Raw genomic sequence first — 16,757 nt, forward strand, 5'->3', positions numbered from 1 at the left:
GGGTCAACCCGGAAACTGGTGGTAGCATTCTTCCGCCACCTGCCGCAGCCGCTCGCGCGAGATCTCTCCGCTCACCGCATAACCAAGATCGTTGTCGATCCAGTAGAAGGTTTCGACACCGTCGCTTGAGGCGAACCGGAAGCTCGTGTCGCGGTTATCCGGATTGCGGCCGACGATCACCGAAAGCCGTTTTCCAGCCTCGTCCTCATACATGAAAAAGGCGCCCGCCTTGCCGTCAACCGGCAACAGACGCCCACCGACAAGCTGGAAACCGAGCGAACGGAGATCGGGAACGCGGAGATCGGGTATATCAAGCCGTTTGCCGAGCCATGTCGCCAGATGCGCCTCTTCATTGGAAAACACCTCGACCGGATGCCGCACTTCGCTGGCATAGATGAGATAAGCCGCCTGGGATTGCTGCGGCAGGGTTTGCGCACTCGCTATTTGCGGCTCGGCTTCCGCAAGCAGGCGCGAACCTGCAAAGCCGCCTGCGCCACCGATCAATAACGCTGCCAGAACCGCTGCTGCAACGGCCCCGCGATAGGTTCGCGACTGGCGTATCCCCGCTGAGCGGATCAATGCGGGATCGTCATTCTTCGCCTTGGCATAACCGGAAAAGAGTTGCCTGATACCGTCGTTCTGACTGCGCCACTCGGCAGCCAGCGCCGCCTGCTCGGGGTTGTTCTCAAGAAGCCCGGCAATACGCGCATGTTCCGCATCGGACAATTGCCCATCGACAAAGCCAAGCAGTTCCGCTTCGGTTATGGGAGAATTGCGTTCTGTCATCGGTTTCTCCGAAGCGTTACGATATTCGAACCGCTCATATGTTCGGCAAGGCGATGTCTCGCCCGTGAAAGCCGCGACATGACGGTTCCGACAGGTATGCCCAGCATTTCAGCCGCTTCGCCATAGCTGTAGCCTTCAACAACGATAAGCATCAGCACCGCGCGGTTATCTTCCGGCAGGGAGTTGATCGCCTCTTCAAGCTGCTGCAACTGGAACGGATCGGTTTCCGTCGCCGCGACACTGACATTTTCCGCAGCATCCAGCGTTTCATGTCGGGTCCGGGCGCGGCTTTTATAGCCATTGCGATAGAGGTTGGTCATCATCGTGAGTATCCACCCACGCAGATTAAGGCCACGCCACTGGCCGCGCCGCGACAGCGCCTTCGCCACGCAGTCCTGCAAAAGGTCCTCGCCTTCGGCATCGGACTTCGCAAGGCTGCGAGAATAGCGCCGCATCACCGGCAGGAGGGCCAGAAGCTGGCCCTCGAAACTTTCGGGAGCAGGATGGCTCACATCGGCCTCATGGCTTTGCGGCGTGCCAGACCCCATTAACGCCGTCTCCGGTGACATCGCCGGGCTTCTTGTCCTTCACCCAGTAATAGAGCGGCATTCCGTCTTTTGCCCATTGCTCGCTGCCATCCTTGCGCTTGACCAGCGTATATGCGCCGGAAGCCTTTGCTCCCTTCATCGCCATGAAGGGCGGCCAGTTCTTGGCGCAAGTATCATAGCAGCTGGATTCGCCCTTGCTATCCTTGTCGAAAGTATAGAGCGTCATATCCTTGGCGCCTGCCAGAACCTGCCCCTTCGAGCTTTCCATCGTCTTGACGGATGGCGCGGCCAGCGCGGCTGACGCCGCCACGGCTGCAATTGTCAGTACGGACATAAAACCAAACGTTTTCATGATCTGCCTCACGGGAGTTCCAATCGCGACATGCGATATGGAGGTAAGACAATCGGCCACCGCGATTTATTCCCGAAGCCGGAAATATTTTTCCGTTTCTGCCTTTGAGGTGCTCAAATCCCATTGATTAGCAGAAAGAAAACAATATATGTATAGCTATACACATAATAGATAGCTATACAATGTCTCATTCAAAACATGATCTCGAAGCGGCTTTCACGATGGAGCTTTCCACAGCCGCACGCAAAATGCGCAACCTGTTCGATTCCCGCGTCCGGGAACGCGGGCTGACGCTGGCGCGTGCCCGTGTGCTCCTGCTTCTCGCCCAGCCGCGCGACTGGAACCAGCGCGAGCTGGCAGATGCTCTGGAAATCGAGCACCCTTCCGTGGTTCGCCTTCTGGATGGCCTTGAAAAGCAGGGCTTGATCTATCGTGCTGCGGTTGAAACCGACCGCCGCGCAAAACGTATCGAACTGACGGATGAAGCACAGGCACAGGTGCGTGAGTTGCAGGAAATCACCCGCGACATCCGTGCAGAGCTTTTGCAGAAATTTGATCAGAAGTCGCTCGAAACTGCCCTAACTGTTCTTCAGGAAATCAGCCAGACGGTAGAAACGACGCTCGCGGGGAAAGACCGCTAGAACAATGTCGGAAGAAGATAAAGATCGGCAGGGACAGGAGACTTCCCAGGCAGGCCAGCAGCAGGCACCGGCGCAGGTGGCAACGCCAGCGGCGCCGCATATGCCGGTTTACATGTCGGCCATCTATATCGCCGCATCTGTCCTCATGTGGTCGACGCGTGGCCTCAGCATGTATTTCATCTCGGCCAATACACAGCAGATACAGGGGGCACTTGGCGCAACGCTGACGGAAACTTCATGGCTGATCGCGGCCTATATGGCCCCTTATGCCAGCCTGACGATCCTTCTCGTCAAAATCCGCACGCAGTTCGGACTGCGCCGTTTTGCGGAAATCGCAATCGCCGTGTTCCTGATTTCTTCTCTGCTGCATCTGCTTGTCTACGACATCTGGTCGGCGATCCCGATCCGCTTTATTGCTGGCGCTGCTGCCGCACCTGTCTCCACCATCGGCTTCCTTTACATGCTCGAAGCCTTTCCGCCTGCCAAGAAAATGACGTGGGGTCTCAGCCTTGCGCTGACCTGTTCGGCTGCCGCCGGGCCGCTCGCCCGCGTCATCTCGCCGTTGCTGTTCGATATCGGCCAATGGCAACAACTCTATATGGTCGAGATCGGCTTGTCGCTCGCAGCCTTCGCCGTGGTCTATATTTTGCCAATGACGCAGGCGCCGCGCGCAAAAGTGCTGCACTGGCTGGATTTCGTCGCTTACGGCCTGATTGCCATCGGCTTTGGGCTTCTCGCGGTGGTTCTGGTTCAGGGAAAGAACTACTGGTGGTTCGAAGCCCCCTGGATCGGCGTATGCCTTGCGATCTCAATCGCGGTCCTCGCCTGCGCTGCCGCCATCGAACTCAATCGCGAACAGCCGCTGATGAACCTGCACTGGCTGTTCTCTCCGGAAATCCTGCGTTTCACGCTGATCCTCTTCATCTTCCGCATCGTGCTTGCCGAGCAGACGACCGGTGCGGTCGGCCTCTTTCAGGCATTCGGCCTACAGGATGGCCAGAGCCGCGGCCTTTATCTCGTCATCCTTGCCGCGTCGCTGGCAGGCGGCATTGCCTGCGGCATGTGGATGAAGCTTGAACGTGTATCGTTCATCTTCGGGTTGGCACTGATCTTCATAGCCGTTGGGGCCTTTCTCGACAGCCATGCGACAAACCTGACCCGTCCGCACAACGCCTATCTCAGTCAGGGCCTGATTGCCTTTGGCGGCGCTCTGTTCCTGCCCCCGGCCATGCTTGCAGGCATCACCAAGGCGCTGAAACAAGGACCGACCTACATGACGAGTTTCATCGTCATCTTCCTGTTCACACAGAACATTGGCGGTCTTATCGGCTCGGCCGTGTTCAGCACATTCATCGCGATCCGCGAAAAATACCATTCCGCCTATCTGGTGGAACAACTGGTCATGTCCAATCCTGTGGTCGCCCAACGCGTTCAGGCGCTCTCCGGCACCTATGCAAAGGTTCTGGCTGACCAGGGACTAACGAAGGCCGAAGGGCTGGCGCTTCTCGGACAACAGGTCACCAAGGAAGCGACGGTGCTGTCCTATAACGATGCTTTTCTAGCAATCTCCGTCATCGCAAGCCTCTCGCTCGTTTGCCTGATCGCCTATCGCTTCTATGAAAACATGCACACCCACCATAACGCTACGGTGGCTGGTTAAATCGACGAGTATTTGAAAATGTCAGTTGGAAAACAGTATATTCGCGGCGGCCTCGCTCTCATCATCGGCCTTGCAGGCGTTCTGATGGTGCTGTGGGCGTGGCAGTTGCCGCCTTTCAAACACACCGTCGAGACAACCGATAACGCCTATGTCCGCGGACAGGTGACAGTTATCAGCCCGCAGGTCGCCGGCTATGTCACAAAGGTCAATGCCAACGACTATCAAACCGTAAAACAGGGTGACCTCCTGTTTGAGATCGACAGCCGCAGCTATCAGCAGAAGCTGGATCAGGCACTGGCCGCCCTCAATAGCAAGAAGGCAGCTCTGGCCAATTCAGAACAGAGCCAGCGTTCGGCTGAAGCGACAATCCAGTCACGGCAGGCGCAGATTTCCGGCGCCAAGGCAGCACTTGAGGTTGCCGAAGCCAATGCAAAGCGCGTCGAGGCCTTGCTGCCACGTGGCGTGACCACGCAAAGTTCTGCCGATACGGCACATGGCACGCTGCTTCAGGCACAGGCCTCCGTCGAGGAAGCGCAGGCCGCACTTGCCGTCGCACAACAGGACCTGCAATCCATCATCGTCAATCGCGACAGTCTTAATGCCGATATCGCCAATGCGGAAGCAACCGTTGAACTGGCGCGGATCGACCTGCAGAACACTCATATCATCGCCCCGCGTGACGGCACGCTCGGCGAAGTGGGCGTGCGTCTCGGTCAATATGTAACAGCGGGAACGCAGCTCGTCTCCGTCGTGCCAAAGACCAAATGGGTAATGGCTAATTTCAAGGAAACACAGCTCTACGGCATGAAGGTCGGCCAGCCGGTCACGTTCACCGTCGATGCGCTACGTCATGCCGAGCTGAAGGGGCACATCGAAGCCTTCGCGCCTGCTGCCGGTTCTGAATTCAGCGTCATCAAATCCGACAACGCGACCGGCAACTTCACCAAGATCACGCAGCGCCTTTCCGTTCGCATCGCCATTGATGAAGATCAGCCGGATGCGGCACATCTGGCGCCCGGCATGTCGGTCGTCGTCCGTGTCGACACCAATGCAGAGCCAGTTGCAAACTAGAACAACCGCAGTTTTCTAGCATGGAAAGCTTCGGCGTAAGTTTCAGGCGCGCGGCATTCCATGCCGCGTAGCCGGGCGAGCCCGCGAAAAGTTTCCGGATCGAACCAGTCCTTCGAGCGCTGCGTGCCGAAGTGCTTCATCAACAATTCGATCTTGCGATCCATGATCACAGCCGGTAGCGCCGAATAAGCATTGGGCTGACCCAGATCGCCATCCCATTTCGGAATTTCATATTCAAGGATCACCTGATCGCGAAACAGGTTCCATGTTAGTTCGTTGACGGTGCGGTGATCCTGATGAGCATCACCGTGGCGATGGGTGAAGACCATGTCCGGCTGCCTGCGTCCGCGCTGTTCGATCAGCCATTGCTTGATCTCGCGGCTTTGCGCCGGGAAATAGCTATCCTCGAAAGAGGCAAGATGGATGTTGAAACTGTCTATCCCGCGCAGAAAATCGCGTGCGGAAGCCTCTGCCTCCGCGCGCCTTGTCTCGCTCCCTGACAGAACACACCATTCGACATGCAGCGGCGTGCCGCTCTCGATCAGGCTGAGAAGCGTGCCGCCGCAACCGATTTCGATATCGTCGGAATGTGCGCCCAGACAAAGCAGTTGCAGCGGGCGGCTCTGATTTGCGAGCGAGCGCAGATCGATCATAGTGCTATCGCGACATTGGTAGCGCGTCGTTCGGCCTCTTCCGCCTTGTGCCTCTTCCAGGGCATGTCGCCCTTCTCCACCATATCCTCAAGCGTCTGCCAGTCGCGCAGCGTATCCATGGAGCGCCAGAAGCCCTCATATTTATAGGCCATGAGCTGGTTTTCAGCGATCAATCGCCCAAAGGGCTCAAGCACCAGTTCCTCGCCTTCGCGCATATAGTCGAAGATTTCCTTGCGGAAGAGGAAGTAACCGCCATTGATCCAGATATCGGAGGTGTTCGAGGTCCGGAAAGCCCGCACGTCGCCGCCTTCGGCAATATCTGCAAGGTGATAGGTCAGCGGCGGACGGACGGCGAGGAAACAGGCAATCTTACCGCTGGCACGGAAACGTTCCGTCATGTCGTCGAGGTCGACATCGCTGAGACCATCGCTGTAATTGGCAAGGAATATCTCCTCGTTCGCTACATGCGACCGCGCACTCCAGAGCCTCTCGCCGATATTGCGCCAGATCCCCGTATCGAGCAGCGTCACGCTCCAGTCACGATCCACTTCCTCAAGCAGTTGCACATTGCGCCCGCCATCGGAAACCACACAGTCCGCGAAGGTCTGCGGGCGGATCGTCAGGAAAAAATCCTTCACGACATTGGCCTTGTAGCCCAGGCACAGGACGAAGTCGTTGTGCCCGTAGTCGCTGTAATATTCCATGACGTGATGCAGGATCGGCTGATGGCCGAGCGGGATCATCGGCTTCGGGATATTTTCCGAATATTCGCGGATTCTGGTTCCAAGACCGCCGCAGAACAAAACGACTTTCATGACTTACCGCTCCTCTGTGAGTAGTGCCGGGTCAATCAACGTGACGTGTGGGATGGGAATGATGAACTTCGCGCCCCATTCGACCACGTGCTGCATCTGCCGGATGATCTCGTCCTTGAAGTTCCACGGCAGAATGAGGATGTAATCGGGCCGGTATTTGTCGATTGCCGACACATCGTAGATCGGAATGTGCATGCCCGGCGTGAAACGTCCGTGCTTGTAAGGATTGCGATCGACCGTGAAATCCAGAAAATCTGTGCCGATGCCGCAATAGTTCAAAAGTGTATTGCCCTTTCCGGGCGCGCCGTAACCGCAGATGCGTTTTCCCGCATTCTTGGCTGCGATCAGGAAGGACAGGAGATCGCGCTTGGTGCGCCGCGTCTTTTCAGCGAACTGCTCATAGGTCGAAATCTCGTTGAGGCCGAAACTCTCTTCGCGCTTCAGAAGCGCTGCCACACGCGGCCCCGCCTTCCGCTTGCTGCTGTTATGCGCAAGATACACGCGCAGCGAACCGCCATGGGTTGGCAGTTCCTCCACGTCGATGACCTTGAGGTGATGACGGTGCGCCATATACCGGATCGTCAGCAACGAGAAATACGAGAAATGCTCGTGATAGATCGTGTCGAACTGGTTCTGCTCGATCAGATTGGCGAGATGCGGAAACTCCAGCGTGATGACGCCCTCCGGCTTCAACAGCAGTTGCAGCCCCCGCACAAAGTCATTGAGATCAGGAACTTGCGCCAGAACGTTGTTACCGATCAGGAGGTCGGCCTTGCGTCCTGCGCCGACCAGTTCGGCGGCAAGTGTTGAGCCGAAGAAATCCACCCGCGTCGGCACGCCCTTGGCAATTGCAGTCTCGGCCACATTGGCCGCCGGTTCGATGCCGAGGATCGGGATGCCCTTCGGCAGGAAATGCTGCAACAGGTAGCCGTCATTGCTGGCGATCTCGACCACGAAGCTGTTTTCATTCAACCCCAGCCGCTCGGTTATCTCGTCGCAATAGGTTTTCGCATGGCTGACCCAGCTCGTGGCGAAGGACGAGAAATAGGCATATTCGGTGAAAATCTCAGCCGGTGAGAAATACTCCTTCAACTGCACCAGATAACAATGGTCGCAAACGAGCGCATAGAGCGGATAATAGGGCTCCATCCGGTCGAGGCGATCCGCCGTGATAAAGCTCTCGCAAGGCGGCGACATCCCAAGATCAACGAAAGTATGTTTGAGTAGTTTACCGCACAGGCGACAGCCGGTCTGCTCTTGCGCCATGCTCGTGCTCCGCGAAATATCCGCCGTCTGGATGGTCATACGTCATTCCTCGCCTCATCGAACCTTTTGGGCAGGTCCGTTATGGGTTGATAGAGTTGAACTCCGATCCGCGTCGGATAACCAAAACTACTAAGCGGCCTAAAAATTGCCGAGACTGTCATCGGGAGCGAGCCGTACATACGATCGGGCGCAACATTCACCGGATGACCTATGAGGAGTAGGCCCGCGATCTTCACCCAATGGCGGCGGGGGTGTAGGCGCCTACCGCATTCGGACGGGTTGGCATCATCCGGAAGGCTATTCAGATGCATCGAAGAAGGTTCTATCGCCCGATATTCCCGCTGTCAGAATGCGCATATATGGCAAACGGGGCAAAGCATGCGTTTCACTTCGCTCAATATCGACGGCGCCTGGTCTATCGAGCCTGAAAGGCTTGAAGACGAACGCGGCTGGTTCGCGCGGGTCTATTGCGAAGCTGCGTTCACGGAACGGCAGATGGAAACGCATTTCCCGCAGCACAGTCTGTCTTTCTCACGCGAGGAAGGAACGCTGCGCGGTCTGCATTATCAAAACGAGCCGCATTCGGAGACCAAGCTTGTCACCTGCCTGCAAGGCGTCATCTGGGATGTTCTGGTCGATCTGCGCCCGCATTCGCCGACCTATCGACGCTGGACCGGCGTGGAACTGTCCGCTGAAAACGGCATGCAGCTTTATATCCCGGAAGGCTGCGCACACGGCTTCCAGACCCTGACACCTGACGTCCTCGTGCGCTACATGATCTCGAAGCCCTATGCGCCTAATTATGCAACGGGTTTACGCTATGATGATCCGTCGCTCGGGATACCCTGGCCAAACAGGCCGAGCGTCATTTCCGACAAGGATCTGGCCTGGCCGCTGCTTTAGCTTTCCACCAGTAACCCTGCCTCGCGAAGCCGGTCAGCGGCATCGGCAAGGGTTGCGAAGGGCAGTTTCGCCCGTTCAGCCATATCGAGGATGGAATGCTCGCCATCCGCCAGATTAAGCACCCATAACAATGCCATTGCGTTTTGTGCCGAGCGGCTGTCGCCGCCCATGTTTCCATAAAGGCCACGCCGCCCAAGCTGCGGTTCTCCCTTTGGCGACGTGTTCAGCGGACACCAGTTTCGTTCCGCAATTTCAATAGCCTGCAAGACCATGTTGAACGATTGCTCCAGATAATCCGGCTTGATGAAATCGAGATTATCGGCCGATGTATGATATTCTGGAAAGGTGCCATAGAGACTGCGCTGGAACATGCCGACCGGCAGATCGAATCCCGGCGAACAGAACTGGCGCTCGTCATAGCCGTAGGGCCAGAAATCATGCGTCGTCGCATCGGTGCGCTCACCAAGTACAAGGCCCATGATCCGATCAATCTCCGCATCACCGCGACGGCTGCGCTTGTAATTGGGCCCGCCAGCATCGCCAACGCAGGACAGGACCAGCCCGTGCCGGACCAGCCCCAGATCCACCTCGTTCTGTTGCAGCCAGGCGAGAGCGCCGAAAGTCGCCGGACCGAAAAGCAGCCGATAAGTCAGGCGCGTGCGTCGTGATTGCAGCACTTCGCCAAGACGCGCCAGCAGCGCCAGTCCGGAACAATTGTCATTGGCCAGCGACGGATGGCAGAGATGGGCCGACAGGACGAACGTCTCGTCGGTTTCTCCCCGGTGAATGAACTCACCAAAGGTCAGAAAACCATCGCGGCGCTCTGCATCGATCACGACGTCATAGTCGCCGTCCTGCATCGACAGGAACTCGTTATGTGTCATGCAGAAGCCCCATGCTTCCGCATGGTAGCAGGTGCGATAGGGAATGAGGTCCGGCTGATCGGGCAGCGTATGAATATGCTCTTTCAGCGCGCTGAGCGGCATTCGCGCCCGCACAGGCACACTGAAATTCACCACATGCAGATTGTGCCGGGCAAAATCGACGACACGATCGCCGTTCATGTCCGCGATATAGGCCTCACAAATGATCCACTCCTGCGGCGCTTTCCAGTCGTAAAGCGGTGTACCGGTCGGAATCTGATGGACCGCCAGCGGCAAATGTTCCCCGATGATGGCAAGCGTTTCGCGCACGCCATCACCGGCGAGACTGCGGCAAACTGGATAAAGCCGAGCAGCAAGATCGTAGATGGCCATCCCGTTCGACAACGGCGGAATGGCAATTTCAACGCCCCTGTGCCCGGCCCCCGTATCCATCACGCCATTGCCCGAAGCGGTTGCGGTTCATCGTCAGTGCGCCGCAGATCGGCATCCAAGACCCCTTCCGCAATCAGCTTGCGGATATGGGCAATACGCTGAAAGCGCGGGCCCTCAAACTCCTCAAGTGTCAGCGTTGAGCGGCTATAGGCGGCAAGCAGTTCGCGCGTACCAGCAACGGCGTCCCATTCCGGCTTCGCTTCCGGCAACACCCGTGCCAGCTTTTCAAAACTGACGCGATAGGAACGCGTATCCGGCCCGGCATCGTCCGCATATTCGATACGGCAATCGGGAACATTCTCGGCAACGATGCCCGCGATATCGCGGATGCGGTAGTTGTGTTCCGTCGAACCGACATTGAAGGCTTCGTTCCAGACTTTTTCGCGCGGCGCTTCCATAGCCGCCATGAAGGCGCGGGAAATATCGCGAATATGCACGATGGGGCGCCATGGCGTGCCATCGGACTTGAGATAGATCAGCCCTTTTGTCACCGCCCATGCCACGAGATTGTTGAGCACGATGTCGAAACGAAGGAACGGCGAAACGCCGTAAGCCGTGGCAGGCCGCAGATAGACAGGGCAGAAGCTTGCATCCGCCAGTTCCCGAATTTCCTGTTCGGCCCGCACCTTGGACCGGCCATAGGCCGTTACCGGCTTCAGTTCGCCGGTTTCATCGATCAGATCGGCATCGCTGATACCGTAATTGCTGCAGGACGAAGCAAACAGAAAGCGTCCCACACCGGCACGTTTGGCAGCTTTTGCCATGGCGACACTCGCCCGGTGATTGATGTCGTAGGTCAGTTCCTCATTGAGATTGCCCAGCGGATCATTGGATAGTGCGGCGAGATGAATGACCGCGTCGAACCCTTCCAGATCGCGCGGCGACACATCGCGCACGTCCTTTCGGATGGTCGGCACATTCATCACTGCACCGCCCTCTTCAAAAAGACAATGTTCGTAAAGGCCGATGTCATAGCCGGACACTTCATGCCCCGCATTTGTGAGGACCGGCACCATGACCGACCCGATATAGCCCTGATTGCCCGTGACCAGTACTTTCATGTCCGACTCCTCAAGCTTTGATAAATGCATGTTAGCCAGAGAGGACAGGAGCGACGACTTGACCGAAGGCATGCCCGGTTAGGACAAGCGTTTATGAAAAGCGTGAAAGGGCGTATCGCCTACCTCTTTTGGATGTCCTGCAGGCGTGCGGCACTGCCGATCAACAAAAGCCAGTCGGTTCCGCCATCGGTATTTTTTGCCTGCTTCGGCATGTAGGTCGCAATCGTACCCTCAATCTTCGGCTCGCCTGCATCGGCAAACGTGCCGGAAAAAGGATCATACCAGACCGCCTTTTGACCATTCTTCACGGAATCCTTCTGAACCGCAAATCCGTTGGCATCACCATAAATCACCGACATGGTGCCATCAGATAGAAATGAGGCATAGCTTTGCGGATTCACAGCAATGCGTCTTTCGCGATCTGGCTGCAATTGCGACCATGGCAGTTTGTCAAAGAGTGTCTTCAACGCCGTCATTGACTGTGCGCCGGGACTATTCAGAGCGTCGCGCCATGTGCCGTGATACGCCTCCAGGCCGGAACTGCTGAAATGCCACATAGGATTATTTCCAAAGAACTGCCCGGCGGCCCCGGCAAGCAGTGCACCATAGGCGTTTCGCCGGATGGTTTGCGAGTTCGTCACCCGCTCACTCTCATAGAATGTTTCCAGCAAAACGACCGGCATTGCGGCTTCCGCCGTGCGCTTCAACATCCCCGCATGAACATCCTTGTAGCTGTAGAAAGCATCGAAAGTGAACCAGTCATTCTTGCTCCAGTGTTCAGCCGTATCGGTTTCAGGGCTCGGATGAACCGTCTTCAGTGACGTCGGACTGATCTTCATGATCGCCTCAGCCATACTGGAAACCAGTCTTTCGTCCGGCGTGTTAAAATCCCCTCCCATGACCCAGACAATATTGGGATATTGTCGGAAACGCTCGGCCACTTTCTGGCCGTAGAGACGCATTTTTTCCGGTCCCGCGGCCTCTATATCCCGGAACCAGCCCTGATCGCCGCCGCTCACCCCAAGATAGGCAGGCGCGAGAAGAACGACAAAGCCCAGTTGTTGCGCCCGTTCGATCACCCATGCGGCATGGTCGAAATATTTCGGGTTGAGATCGACGAAGGCTTCGCCGTTGAAAGGCTTCTCGCCATAAGCATTGGCGGGCGGGTGGCGGGAGAACTGGTGTTCGACCAGATTGACCAGAATAGCATTGAAGCCGCGCTTCCTTCGATCCTGCAGGTAGTCCTCGACATCCTCGCGCTTCAACTCCGCGATCAGCGACCAGGCGGTGTCGCCATGCAACAGAAACGGCTTGCCTGTTGCATCCTCGAATATACGCCGGTCCTGACCAACCTTGATCGGAAACGGATCAGTTGCGTGTGATGATCCTGCCGTCATCGACAGCAGAGATACGGCAAGAACGATAGCTGTGAAGGTCTTCATCGCATTGTCGGCGGATAGGTCGGTGCTTCGTTGAAGCGGCGATAGACCACTTGCGAAGGACGCCCGGTCAGATAAGAACTCACCCCGTCATTCAGCGCCCTGACATAGATGCCAAGCGCACCGTCGATAGCATCCACCGTGCGGGCAATGTCTGTGTCGCTGTGGGTATAGCTCACGACCAGCGACGGCATCAGCACGCCACGCCGGATCGTCTCCTGAAGAAACAGCGTGCGAAAAGCCTGCGAGGACTGACCTTTCTCGTCAAGCGTTCCATAGGCCAGGCAGCACGGACGCCCGAACAGGCGAACATGGTTCTGCAAGCCATGACTGGCAATCGCAGCATTCACACCCTCTGCCAGTTTGGCCCCCTGCTCATAAAGCCTTTCGATCACCGGCTCGTCACGATAGATCGTCATCGTGGCAATCGCCGCAGCCATGGCATGGGTTTCAGCACCATGCGTGGTTGAGAGCAGAAAAACGCGGGGATGCTCAGTCTGGGTCAGGCCGCCAAGCTGCATATATTCCGTTTTGCCAGCCAGCGCCGAAATGGCAAATCCGTTGCCCAGTGCCTTGCCAAAGCAGGAAAGATCAGGCTCGACATCATAGAGATTCTGCGCGCCGCGCAGATGCCAGCGAAAACCGGTAATCATCTCGTCCAGAATGAACAAAGCCCCGTTTTCATGGGCGATGCGCTTTGCTTCGTGCAGGAAGTTGTTTTGCGGTTCGTCAGCCTTTGCGGGTTCGAGAATAATAGCCGCTATACGCCCCGGATAATCCTCAAACAGCGCTTCTACGCTTGCAATATCGTTGTAGCGGAATGTGACCGTCAAAGCTGAAACCGATGCCGGAATGCCCGCATTCATTTTCGTCGTTCCAATAAACCAGTCATCGGTCGAAAAGAATGGATGATCGGCGCAACAGGCAATCATGTCGCGTCCCGTATAGGCCCGCGCCAGTCGCACCGCGCCGGAGGTAGCGTCCGACCCGTCCTTGCAGAACTTCACCATTTCGGCGCTGTCTATCAGCTCCAGAAAGCTTTCCGCGCATTCGATTTCGATGGCGCTTGGGCGCGTAAAATTGCATCCGTCCTGCAAGGCATCGCGCACGGCGCGAACGACAGGAGGGTAGGCATGGCCGAGCCCGACGGCACGATTGCCCATGCCGTATTCGATATATTCGTGGCCATCGACATCGAAGACATGCGAGCCGGAACCGCGCTGGATGAAGCCCGGCGCCAGAACCGGATACTGGTCGTCGCCCTTGGCATAGGTGTGACAGCCGCCCGGAATAAGCGCGTGCGCCTTGCTGGCAAGCAATTGGGAATTGCGGAACTGCGATGTGAAAAGGTTCATGCCCCTTCTCCTTTCTTATTCACAGATCATGCTGCCGACCATCTCGTATGCAGACGTTCGCGCATCTGGCGGAGCCAGTTCTTCACCGGCTTCGGCAGGCGGCTGCGCAAACTGGAATGAAGTGCATTCGGCATCGACCATTGAGAAAGCGCCAGCGGCGACGCAACAGCGGGGCGATCCTCCGCCAAATGTTTGAGGAGTCCTGCATAGGCGCGCCCGGCTGCATCGTTATCGAAGACCGTTTTCACCTTCTGCTGGGCAGCACCTGCCATGCCCGCAAGCAATTCGCGATCGCGCGCGAGCTTGTCTATATGTCGCGCCGCCTGGCGGAAGTCACCGACGGGGAACAAAAGCCCGTCCTCGCCATCGGTAACGATCGTATCGGTTACACCGGCAATTTTCGACACCACTGCCGGGCATCCCTGGCTCATCGCCTCAATAAGCGTCAGGCCGAAACCTTCAAAGCGCGACGGCATGACCATGACGTCATGCTGGCTCACCAGCCAGGGCACATCGGATGGCGCAACCCAGCCGCTGAAACTGACCTTGTCGCCAAAGGGCGCAAGACGATGCCGCAACTCCGCCAGATCGGGACCATCGCCGGCAACAGTCAGATGATAGGGACAGTGGAGCTCGCGCAGGATGTTCGGCAACCAGAACACGCCCTTCGAATTATCTTCTATGCGCCCCAGATAAAGCAGGCGAAGCGGGCCGGACTCATCCGGCTTTTGAACATTGCGCGACAAGTGAATGTCCCGGTTCAGTCCATGCGGGATGACCAGCGTGCGCGACGCATCGAAACCATGCTGGCGCACGAGATCATCGCGGCAGCGTTTTGAAACGCCGACCGTAGCGTGAACATGATCGCGTATCATCTTTGCCGCAGCGTATGTGCCAGGCGTGATGTTGTGGACGATCATGATGCGCAGAATATCGGCTGGCAGATAGCGTACCAGGTTGGTTTCAAAACGGTTCGAGAGAACATTGACGAAAACAGCGTCGAAATGGTTGTCGCGCAGGAAGCCAATCATGTGCCTGGCGCGGGTTTCTTCATCCAGCACACCCATCCGGTCGATAGCATCGCCCTTGCGAAGTGCGTCCTCCAGCCCCTGCCCAGTCGGCACGTTGACCGTATCCCCCGCAGCGCCCGCGGCAAGCCAGCGAAGCTCTATGCCCGACTGACCGAGCGACGAGCGCAGGCGTGTGAAAACCGAATAGGTTCCGCCTATGTGAGGACGGACAAAGTAAGCACATTTCATGGTCAGAACCTTGTTGCCCCGGTGATATTTCAGGAGTGACATTTCAGGGGAGAGAAGACTTCGAGGGAACAATTCCCTCGAAGCCTTACTCCGGTATATCGGGGGGCAATGGATATACCGCTCGTCAGTGTATCGAAATTGCTTTGCTGCGCATTTCGGCTATGAGGGGTACACCCCCTCCTACAATAGAGGAGGGTGTTCACCCTTCTGCCAGTTTTCCCCACGACGCGTCCCGCATTAGCTTCTAGATGCAGCGGGAGACACGCGCATGAGAATAGGGCTTTTCGGGCAATTTGGTTCCGGCAACACCGGCAATGACGGTTCGCTGGAAGCCATGTTGCGACAGTTGCAGCGAACAGATCCACAGATCGAGGTCATATGCATATGTTCCGGGCCTGACGTCATCAGAAATACGTATGGAATAGAAACTGTTCCTATCGGCGGCTATGCCCCTTCCAATCGCCTCCTGCGAGCCGCCGACCGATTTTTGATGCAGGCACCGCGCCGCATCTGGAATTTTGCGAACTCTATGGCGCTTGGTCGCAAGCTCGATTTTCTCATCGTACCGGGCACCGGTTTTCTCGACGATTTCAGCGCAGACCCCTTCGGCTGGCCGTTCGCAATACTACGCTGGTCGCTTGCCGCCAGATTGAGCGGTGCAGAGCTTCTCATGGTCTCGATTGGTGCAGGCCCGATCAATCATCCACTCAGCCGGTGGTTCATGCGGCAATCCGCTCTTATGGCCACATTCAGATCGTATCGCGATACGATTTCGCATGAGTTCATGAAAACGCTGGGGGTTCAGCAGGCCGGCGACAGCGTCAGTGCCGATCTTGCTTTCTCCTTGCCGAAGGCAGCCGAAACAATCCTGCCGCATAACGATCCGCAGCAACATATCGAGCGGATAGGTATCGGGATCATGGCTTATCGCGGCTGGAAGCGACGCGACGGAAATGGCAACTCCATCTACAGCAACTACCTCAAAAAAATGTCCATCGTGATCCAGTCGCAGCTTCAGCAGGGCCGTACCGTGCGTCTTCTGACCGGCGACAATATCGACCGTGCAGCTATCGATGACCTGATGGCGCTTCTGCCCCCGGCCGACCACAACCAGCAACTCATCTATGAGCCGATAGCCTCGCTGCATGATCTTATGAAGCAGATTGCACAGACGGATATCGTCCTGGCGAGCCGCTATCACAATGTGATCTGCGCGCTCCATATGGGACGGCCCACAATCTCGTTGAGTTATGCGCGAAAGAACGATGTGCTTCTCGCAGATAATGGCCTGAGCGAATTCTGCCACCACGTGGAAAGCTTCGACCCGCCAACTCTGATCCGGCAGATAGACGATATGCTGCTTCGTCGCCCTGAACTGGAGCAGGCTGTGCGGGCGGGCACTGATCAGTACCGGCTGCGCCTCGAATGGCAGGAGCAGAACCTTCACCAGAAACTTTTGAAACACAAGAACGGCTTAGACACACGACGCAACAGAACGCACTAGGGCCAAAACCCAATCAGACTCTTGATCATACTGGCACTCCGTGATTCACTCGCTTCTGCAGCGGGAGTTTTGGACCATGGCAGGAGAATTCTGGCTTGATGACCAGCAGTGGGCAATGATTGCGCCAT

At 56.9% G+C, this 16,757-nt stretch carries 16 protein-coding genes; 5 read left to right on the forward strand and 11 right to left on the reverse strand.

Features of this window, described 5'->3' with window-relative positions:
• Nucleotides 1–3: 3 nt before the first annotated feature.
• From F9K91_RS14755 to F9K91_RS14765, 3 genes are read right to left on the reverse strand one after another with little or no spacing between them, the layout of a single operon-like run.
• A complete protein-coding gene (locus tag F9K91_RS14755; protein ID WP_151678070.1) occupies nucleotides 4–786 on the reverse strand; it encodes an anti-sigma factor family protein in 783 nt (260 codons plus the stop codon).
• Complete coding sequence (locus F9K91_RS14760) at nucleotides 783–1,334, reverse strand: RNA polymerase sigma factor (protein WP_061347816.1); 552 nt, start codon at nucleotides 1,332–1,334, stop codon at nucleotides 783–785. Before F9K91_RS14760 ends, F9K91_RS14755 begins: the two co-directional genes overlap by 4 nt.
• Nucleotides 1,306–1,686, reverse strand: a complete 381-nt coding sequence (locus F9K91_RS14765) for a COG4315 family predicted lipoprotein (RefSeq protein ID WP_151555860.1) — start codon at nucleotides 1,684–1,686, stop codon at nucleotides 1,306–1,308. The genes F9K91_RS14760 and F9K91_RS14765 overlap by 29 nt, the downstream gene beginning before the upstream one ends.
• Nucleotides 1,687–1,868: 182 nt before the next feature.
• Here F9K91_RS14765 and F9K91_RS14770 point away from each other — a divergent pair, with 182 nt between their 5' ends.
• The 3 genes from F9K91_RS14770 (at nucleotide 1,869) to F9K91_RS14780 (ending at nucleotide 5,058) form a co-directional block, all read left to right on the forward strand.
• Entirely contained in the window at nucleotides 1,869–2,327 is a 459-nt protein-coding gene (locus F9K91_RS14770) for a MarR family winged helix-turn-helix transcriptional regulator (RefSeq protein WP_151651579.1), read from the forward strand.
• A 100-nt stretch (nucleotides 2,328–2,427) separates the two neighbouring features.
• Nucleotides 2,428–3,987: an MFS transporter gene (locus tag F9K91_RS14775; protein WP_208852699.1), complete on the forward strand. Its 1,560-nt coding sequence runs from the start codon at nucleotides 2,428–2,430 to the stop codon at nucleotides 3,985–3,987.
• An 18-nt stretch (nucleotides 3,988–4,005) separates the two neighbouring features.
• Complete coding sequence (locus F9K91_RS14780; RefSeq protein ID WP_151678072.1) at nucleotides 4,006–5,058, forward strand: HlyD family secretion protein; 1,053 nt, start codon at nucleotides 4,006–4,008, stop codon at nucleotides 5,056–5,058.
• Here the strand turns inward: F9K91_RS14780 and F9K91_RS14785 are convergent.
• Genes F9K91_RS14785 through F9K91_RS14795 form a run of 3 tightly spaced genes read right to left on the reverse strand, consistent with a single transcriptional unit; the run spans nucleotide 5,055 to nucleotide 7,831 of the window.
• Complete coding sequence (locus tag F9K91_RS14785; protein WP_151678073.1) at nucleotides 5,055–5,711, reverse strand: PIG-L deacetylase family protein; 657 nt, start codon at nucleotides 5,709–5,711, stop codon at nucleotides 5,055–5,057. The genes F9K91_RS14780 and F9K91_RS14785 overlap by 4 nt on opposite strands.
• Nucleotides 5,708–6,526 (reverse strand): sugar phosphate nucleotidyltransferase, encoded by an 819-nt coding sequence (locus F9K91_RS14790; protein ID WP_151556673.1) that lies wholly within the window; start codon nucleotides 6,524–6,526, stop codon nucleotides 5,708–5,710. The genes F9K91_RS14785 and F9K91_RS14790 overlap by 4 nt, the downstream gene beginning before the upstream one ends.
• Nucleotides 6,527–6,529: 3 nt before the next feature.
• Nucleotides 6,530–7,831, reverse strand: coding sequence for a class I SAM-dependent methyltransferase (locus tag F9K91_RS14795; protein ID WP_061347809.1), 1,302 nt, complete (start codon nucleotides 7,829–7,831; stop codon nucleotides 6,530–6,532).
• Between the two features lie 339 nt (nucleotides 7,832–8,170).
• Between F9K91_RS14795 and rfbC the strand changes: the two genes are divergently transcribed.
• The gene (gene rfbC / locus F9K91_RS14800; RefSeq protein ID WP_151678074.1) at nucleotides 8,171–8,695 is read left to right on the forward strand and encodes a dTDP-4-dehydrorhamnose 3,5-epimerase; all 525 of its coding nucleotides are present in this window, start codon (nucleotides 8,171–8,173) and stop codon (nucleotides 8,693–8,695) included.
• Here the strand turns inward: rfbC and F9K91_RS14805 are convergent.
• From F9K91_RS14805 to F9K91_RS14825, 5 genes are all read right to left on the reverse strand, one after another.
• Complete coding sequence (locus F9K91_RS14805) at nucleotides 8,692–10,011, reverse strand: DUF4910 domain-containing protein (RefSeq protein ID WP_151678084.1); 1,320 nt, start codon at nucleotides 10,009–10,011, stop codon at nucleotides 8,692–8,694. The two genes, rfbC and F9K91_RS14805, sit on opposite strands and share 4 nt — an antisense overlap.
• Entirely contained in the window at nucleotides 10,011–11,072 is a 1,062-nt protein-coding gene (locus F9K91_RS14810) for an NAD-dependent epimerase/dehydratase family protein (protein ID WP_151556670.1), read from the reverse strand. Before F9K91_RS14810 ends, F9K91_RS14805 begins: the two co-directional genes overlap by 1 nt.
• 119 nt (nucleotides 11,073–11,191) lie before the next feature.
• Nucleotides 11,192–12,514 (reverse strand): apiosidase-like domain-containing protein, encoded by a 1,323-nt coding sequence (locus F9K91_RS14815; protein ID WP_151678075.1) that lies wholly within the window; start codon nucleotides 12,512–12,514, stop codon nucleotides 11,192–11,194.
• Nucleotides 12,511–13,866: a glutamate-1-semialdehyde 2,1-aminomutase gene (locus F9K91_RS14820; RefSeq protein ID WP_151678076.1), complete on the reverse strand. Its 1,356-nt coding sequence runs from the start codon at nucleotides 13,864–13,866 to the stop codon at nucleotides 12,511–12,513. Before F9K91_RS14820 ends, F9K91_RS14815 begins: the two co-directional genes overlap by 4 nt.
• 26 nt (nucleotides 13,867–13,892) lie before the next feature.
• A complete protein-coding gene (locus F9K91_RS14825; RefSeq protein WP_151678077.1) occupies nucleotides 13,893–15,125 on the reverse strand; it encodes a glycosyltransferase family 4 protein in 1,233 nt (410 codons plus the stop codon).
• Nucleotides 15,126–15,393: 268 nt separating this feature from the next.
• Between F9K91_RS14825 and F9K91_RS14830 the strand changes: the two genes are divergently transcribed.
• Nucleotides 15,394–16,629: a polysaccharide pyruvyl transferase family protein gene (locus tag F9K91_RS14830; protein WP_151678078.1), complete on the forward strand. Its 1,236-nt coding sequence runs from the start codon at nucleotides 15,394–15,396 to the stop codon at nucleotides 16,627–16,629.
• The last annotated feature ends 128 nt before the right edge of the window (nucleotides 16,630–16,757 follow it).

Origin of the sequence: Brucella tritici (assembly GCF_008932295.1) — a bacterium.
GTDB classification, from domain to species: Bacteria; Pseudomonadota; Alphaproteobacteria; order Rhizobiales; family Rhizobiaceae; genus Brucella; species Brucella tritici.

Coding starts and splice junctions, on each gene's coding strand:
- F9K91_RS14760 (WP_061347816.1), bottom strand. CDS start 1,334: ATGGGGTCTGGCACGCCGCAAAGCCATGAGGCCGATGTGAGCCATCCT.
- F9K91_RS14795 (WP_061347809.1), bottom strand. CDS start 7,831: ATGACCATCCAGACGGCGGATATTTCGCGGAGCACGAGCATGGCGCAA.
- F9K91_RS14780 (WP_151678072.1), top strand. CDS start 4,006: ATGTCAGTTGGAAAACAGTATATTCGCGGCGGCCTCGCTCTCATCATC.
- F9K91_RS14830 (WP_151678078.1), top strand. CDS start 15,394: ATGAGAATAGGGCTTTTCGGGCAATTTGGTTCCGGCAACACCGGCAAT.
- F9K91_RS14820 (WP_151678076.1), bottom strand. CDS start 13,866: ATGAACCTTTTCACATCGCAGTTCCGCAATTCCCAATTGCTTGCCAGC.
- F9K91_RS14805 (WP_151678084.1), bottom strand. CDS start 10,011: ATGGATACGGGGGCCGGGCACAGGGGCGTTGAAATTGCCATTCCGCCG.
- F9K91_RS14815 (WP_151678075.1), bottom strand. CDS start 12,514: ATGAAGACCTTCACAGCTATCGTTCTTGCCGTATCTCTGCTGTCGATG.
- F9K91_RS14775 (WP_208852699.1), top strand. CDS start 2,428: ATGCCGGTTTACATGTCGGCCATCTATATCGCCGCATCTGTCCTCATG.
- F9K91_RS14825 (WP_151678077.1), bottom strand. CDS start 15,125: ATGAAATGTGCTTACTTTGTCCGTCCTCACATAGGCGGAACCTATTCG.
- F9K91_RS14785 (WP_151678073.1), bottom strand. CDS start 5,711: ATGATCGATCTGCGCTCGCTCGCAAATCAGAGCCGCCCGCTGCAACTG.
- F9K91_RS14810 (WP_151556670.1), bottom strand. CDS start 11,072: ATGAAAGTACTGGTCACGGGCAATCAGGGCTATATCGGGTCGGTCATG.
- F9K91_RS14765 (WP_151555860.1), bottom strand. CDS start 1,686: ATGAAAACGTTTGGTTTTATGTCCGTACTGACAATTGCAGCCGTGGCG.
- F9K91_RS14755 (WP_151678070.1), bottom strand. CDS start 786: ATGACAGAACGCAATTCTCCCATAACCGAAGCGGAACTGCTTGGCTTT.
- F9K91_RS14770 (WP_151651579.1), top strand. CDS start 1,869: ATGTCTCATTCAAAACATGATCTCGAAGCGGCTTTCACGATGGAGCTT.
- rfbC (WP_151678074.1), top strand. CDS start 8,171: ATGCGTTTCACTTCGCTCAATATCGACGGCGCCTGGTCTATCGAGCCT.
- F9K91_RS14790 (WP_151556673.1), bottom strand. CDS start 6,526: ATGAAAGTCGTTTTGTTCTGCGGCGGTCTTGGAACCAGAATCCGCGAA.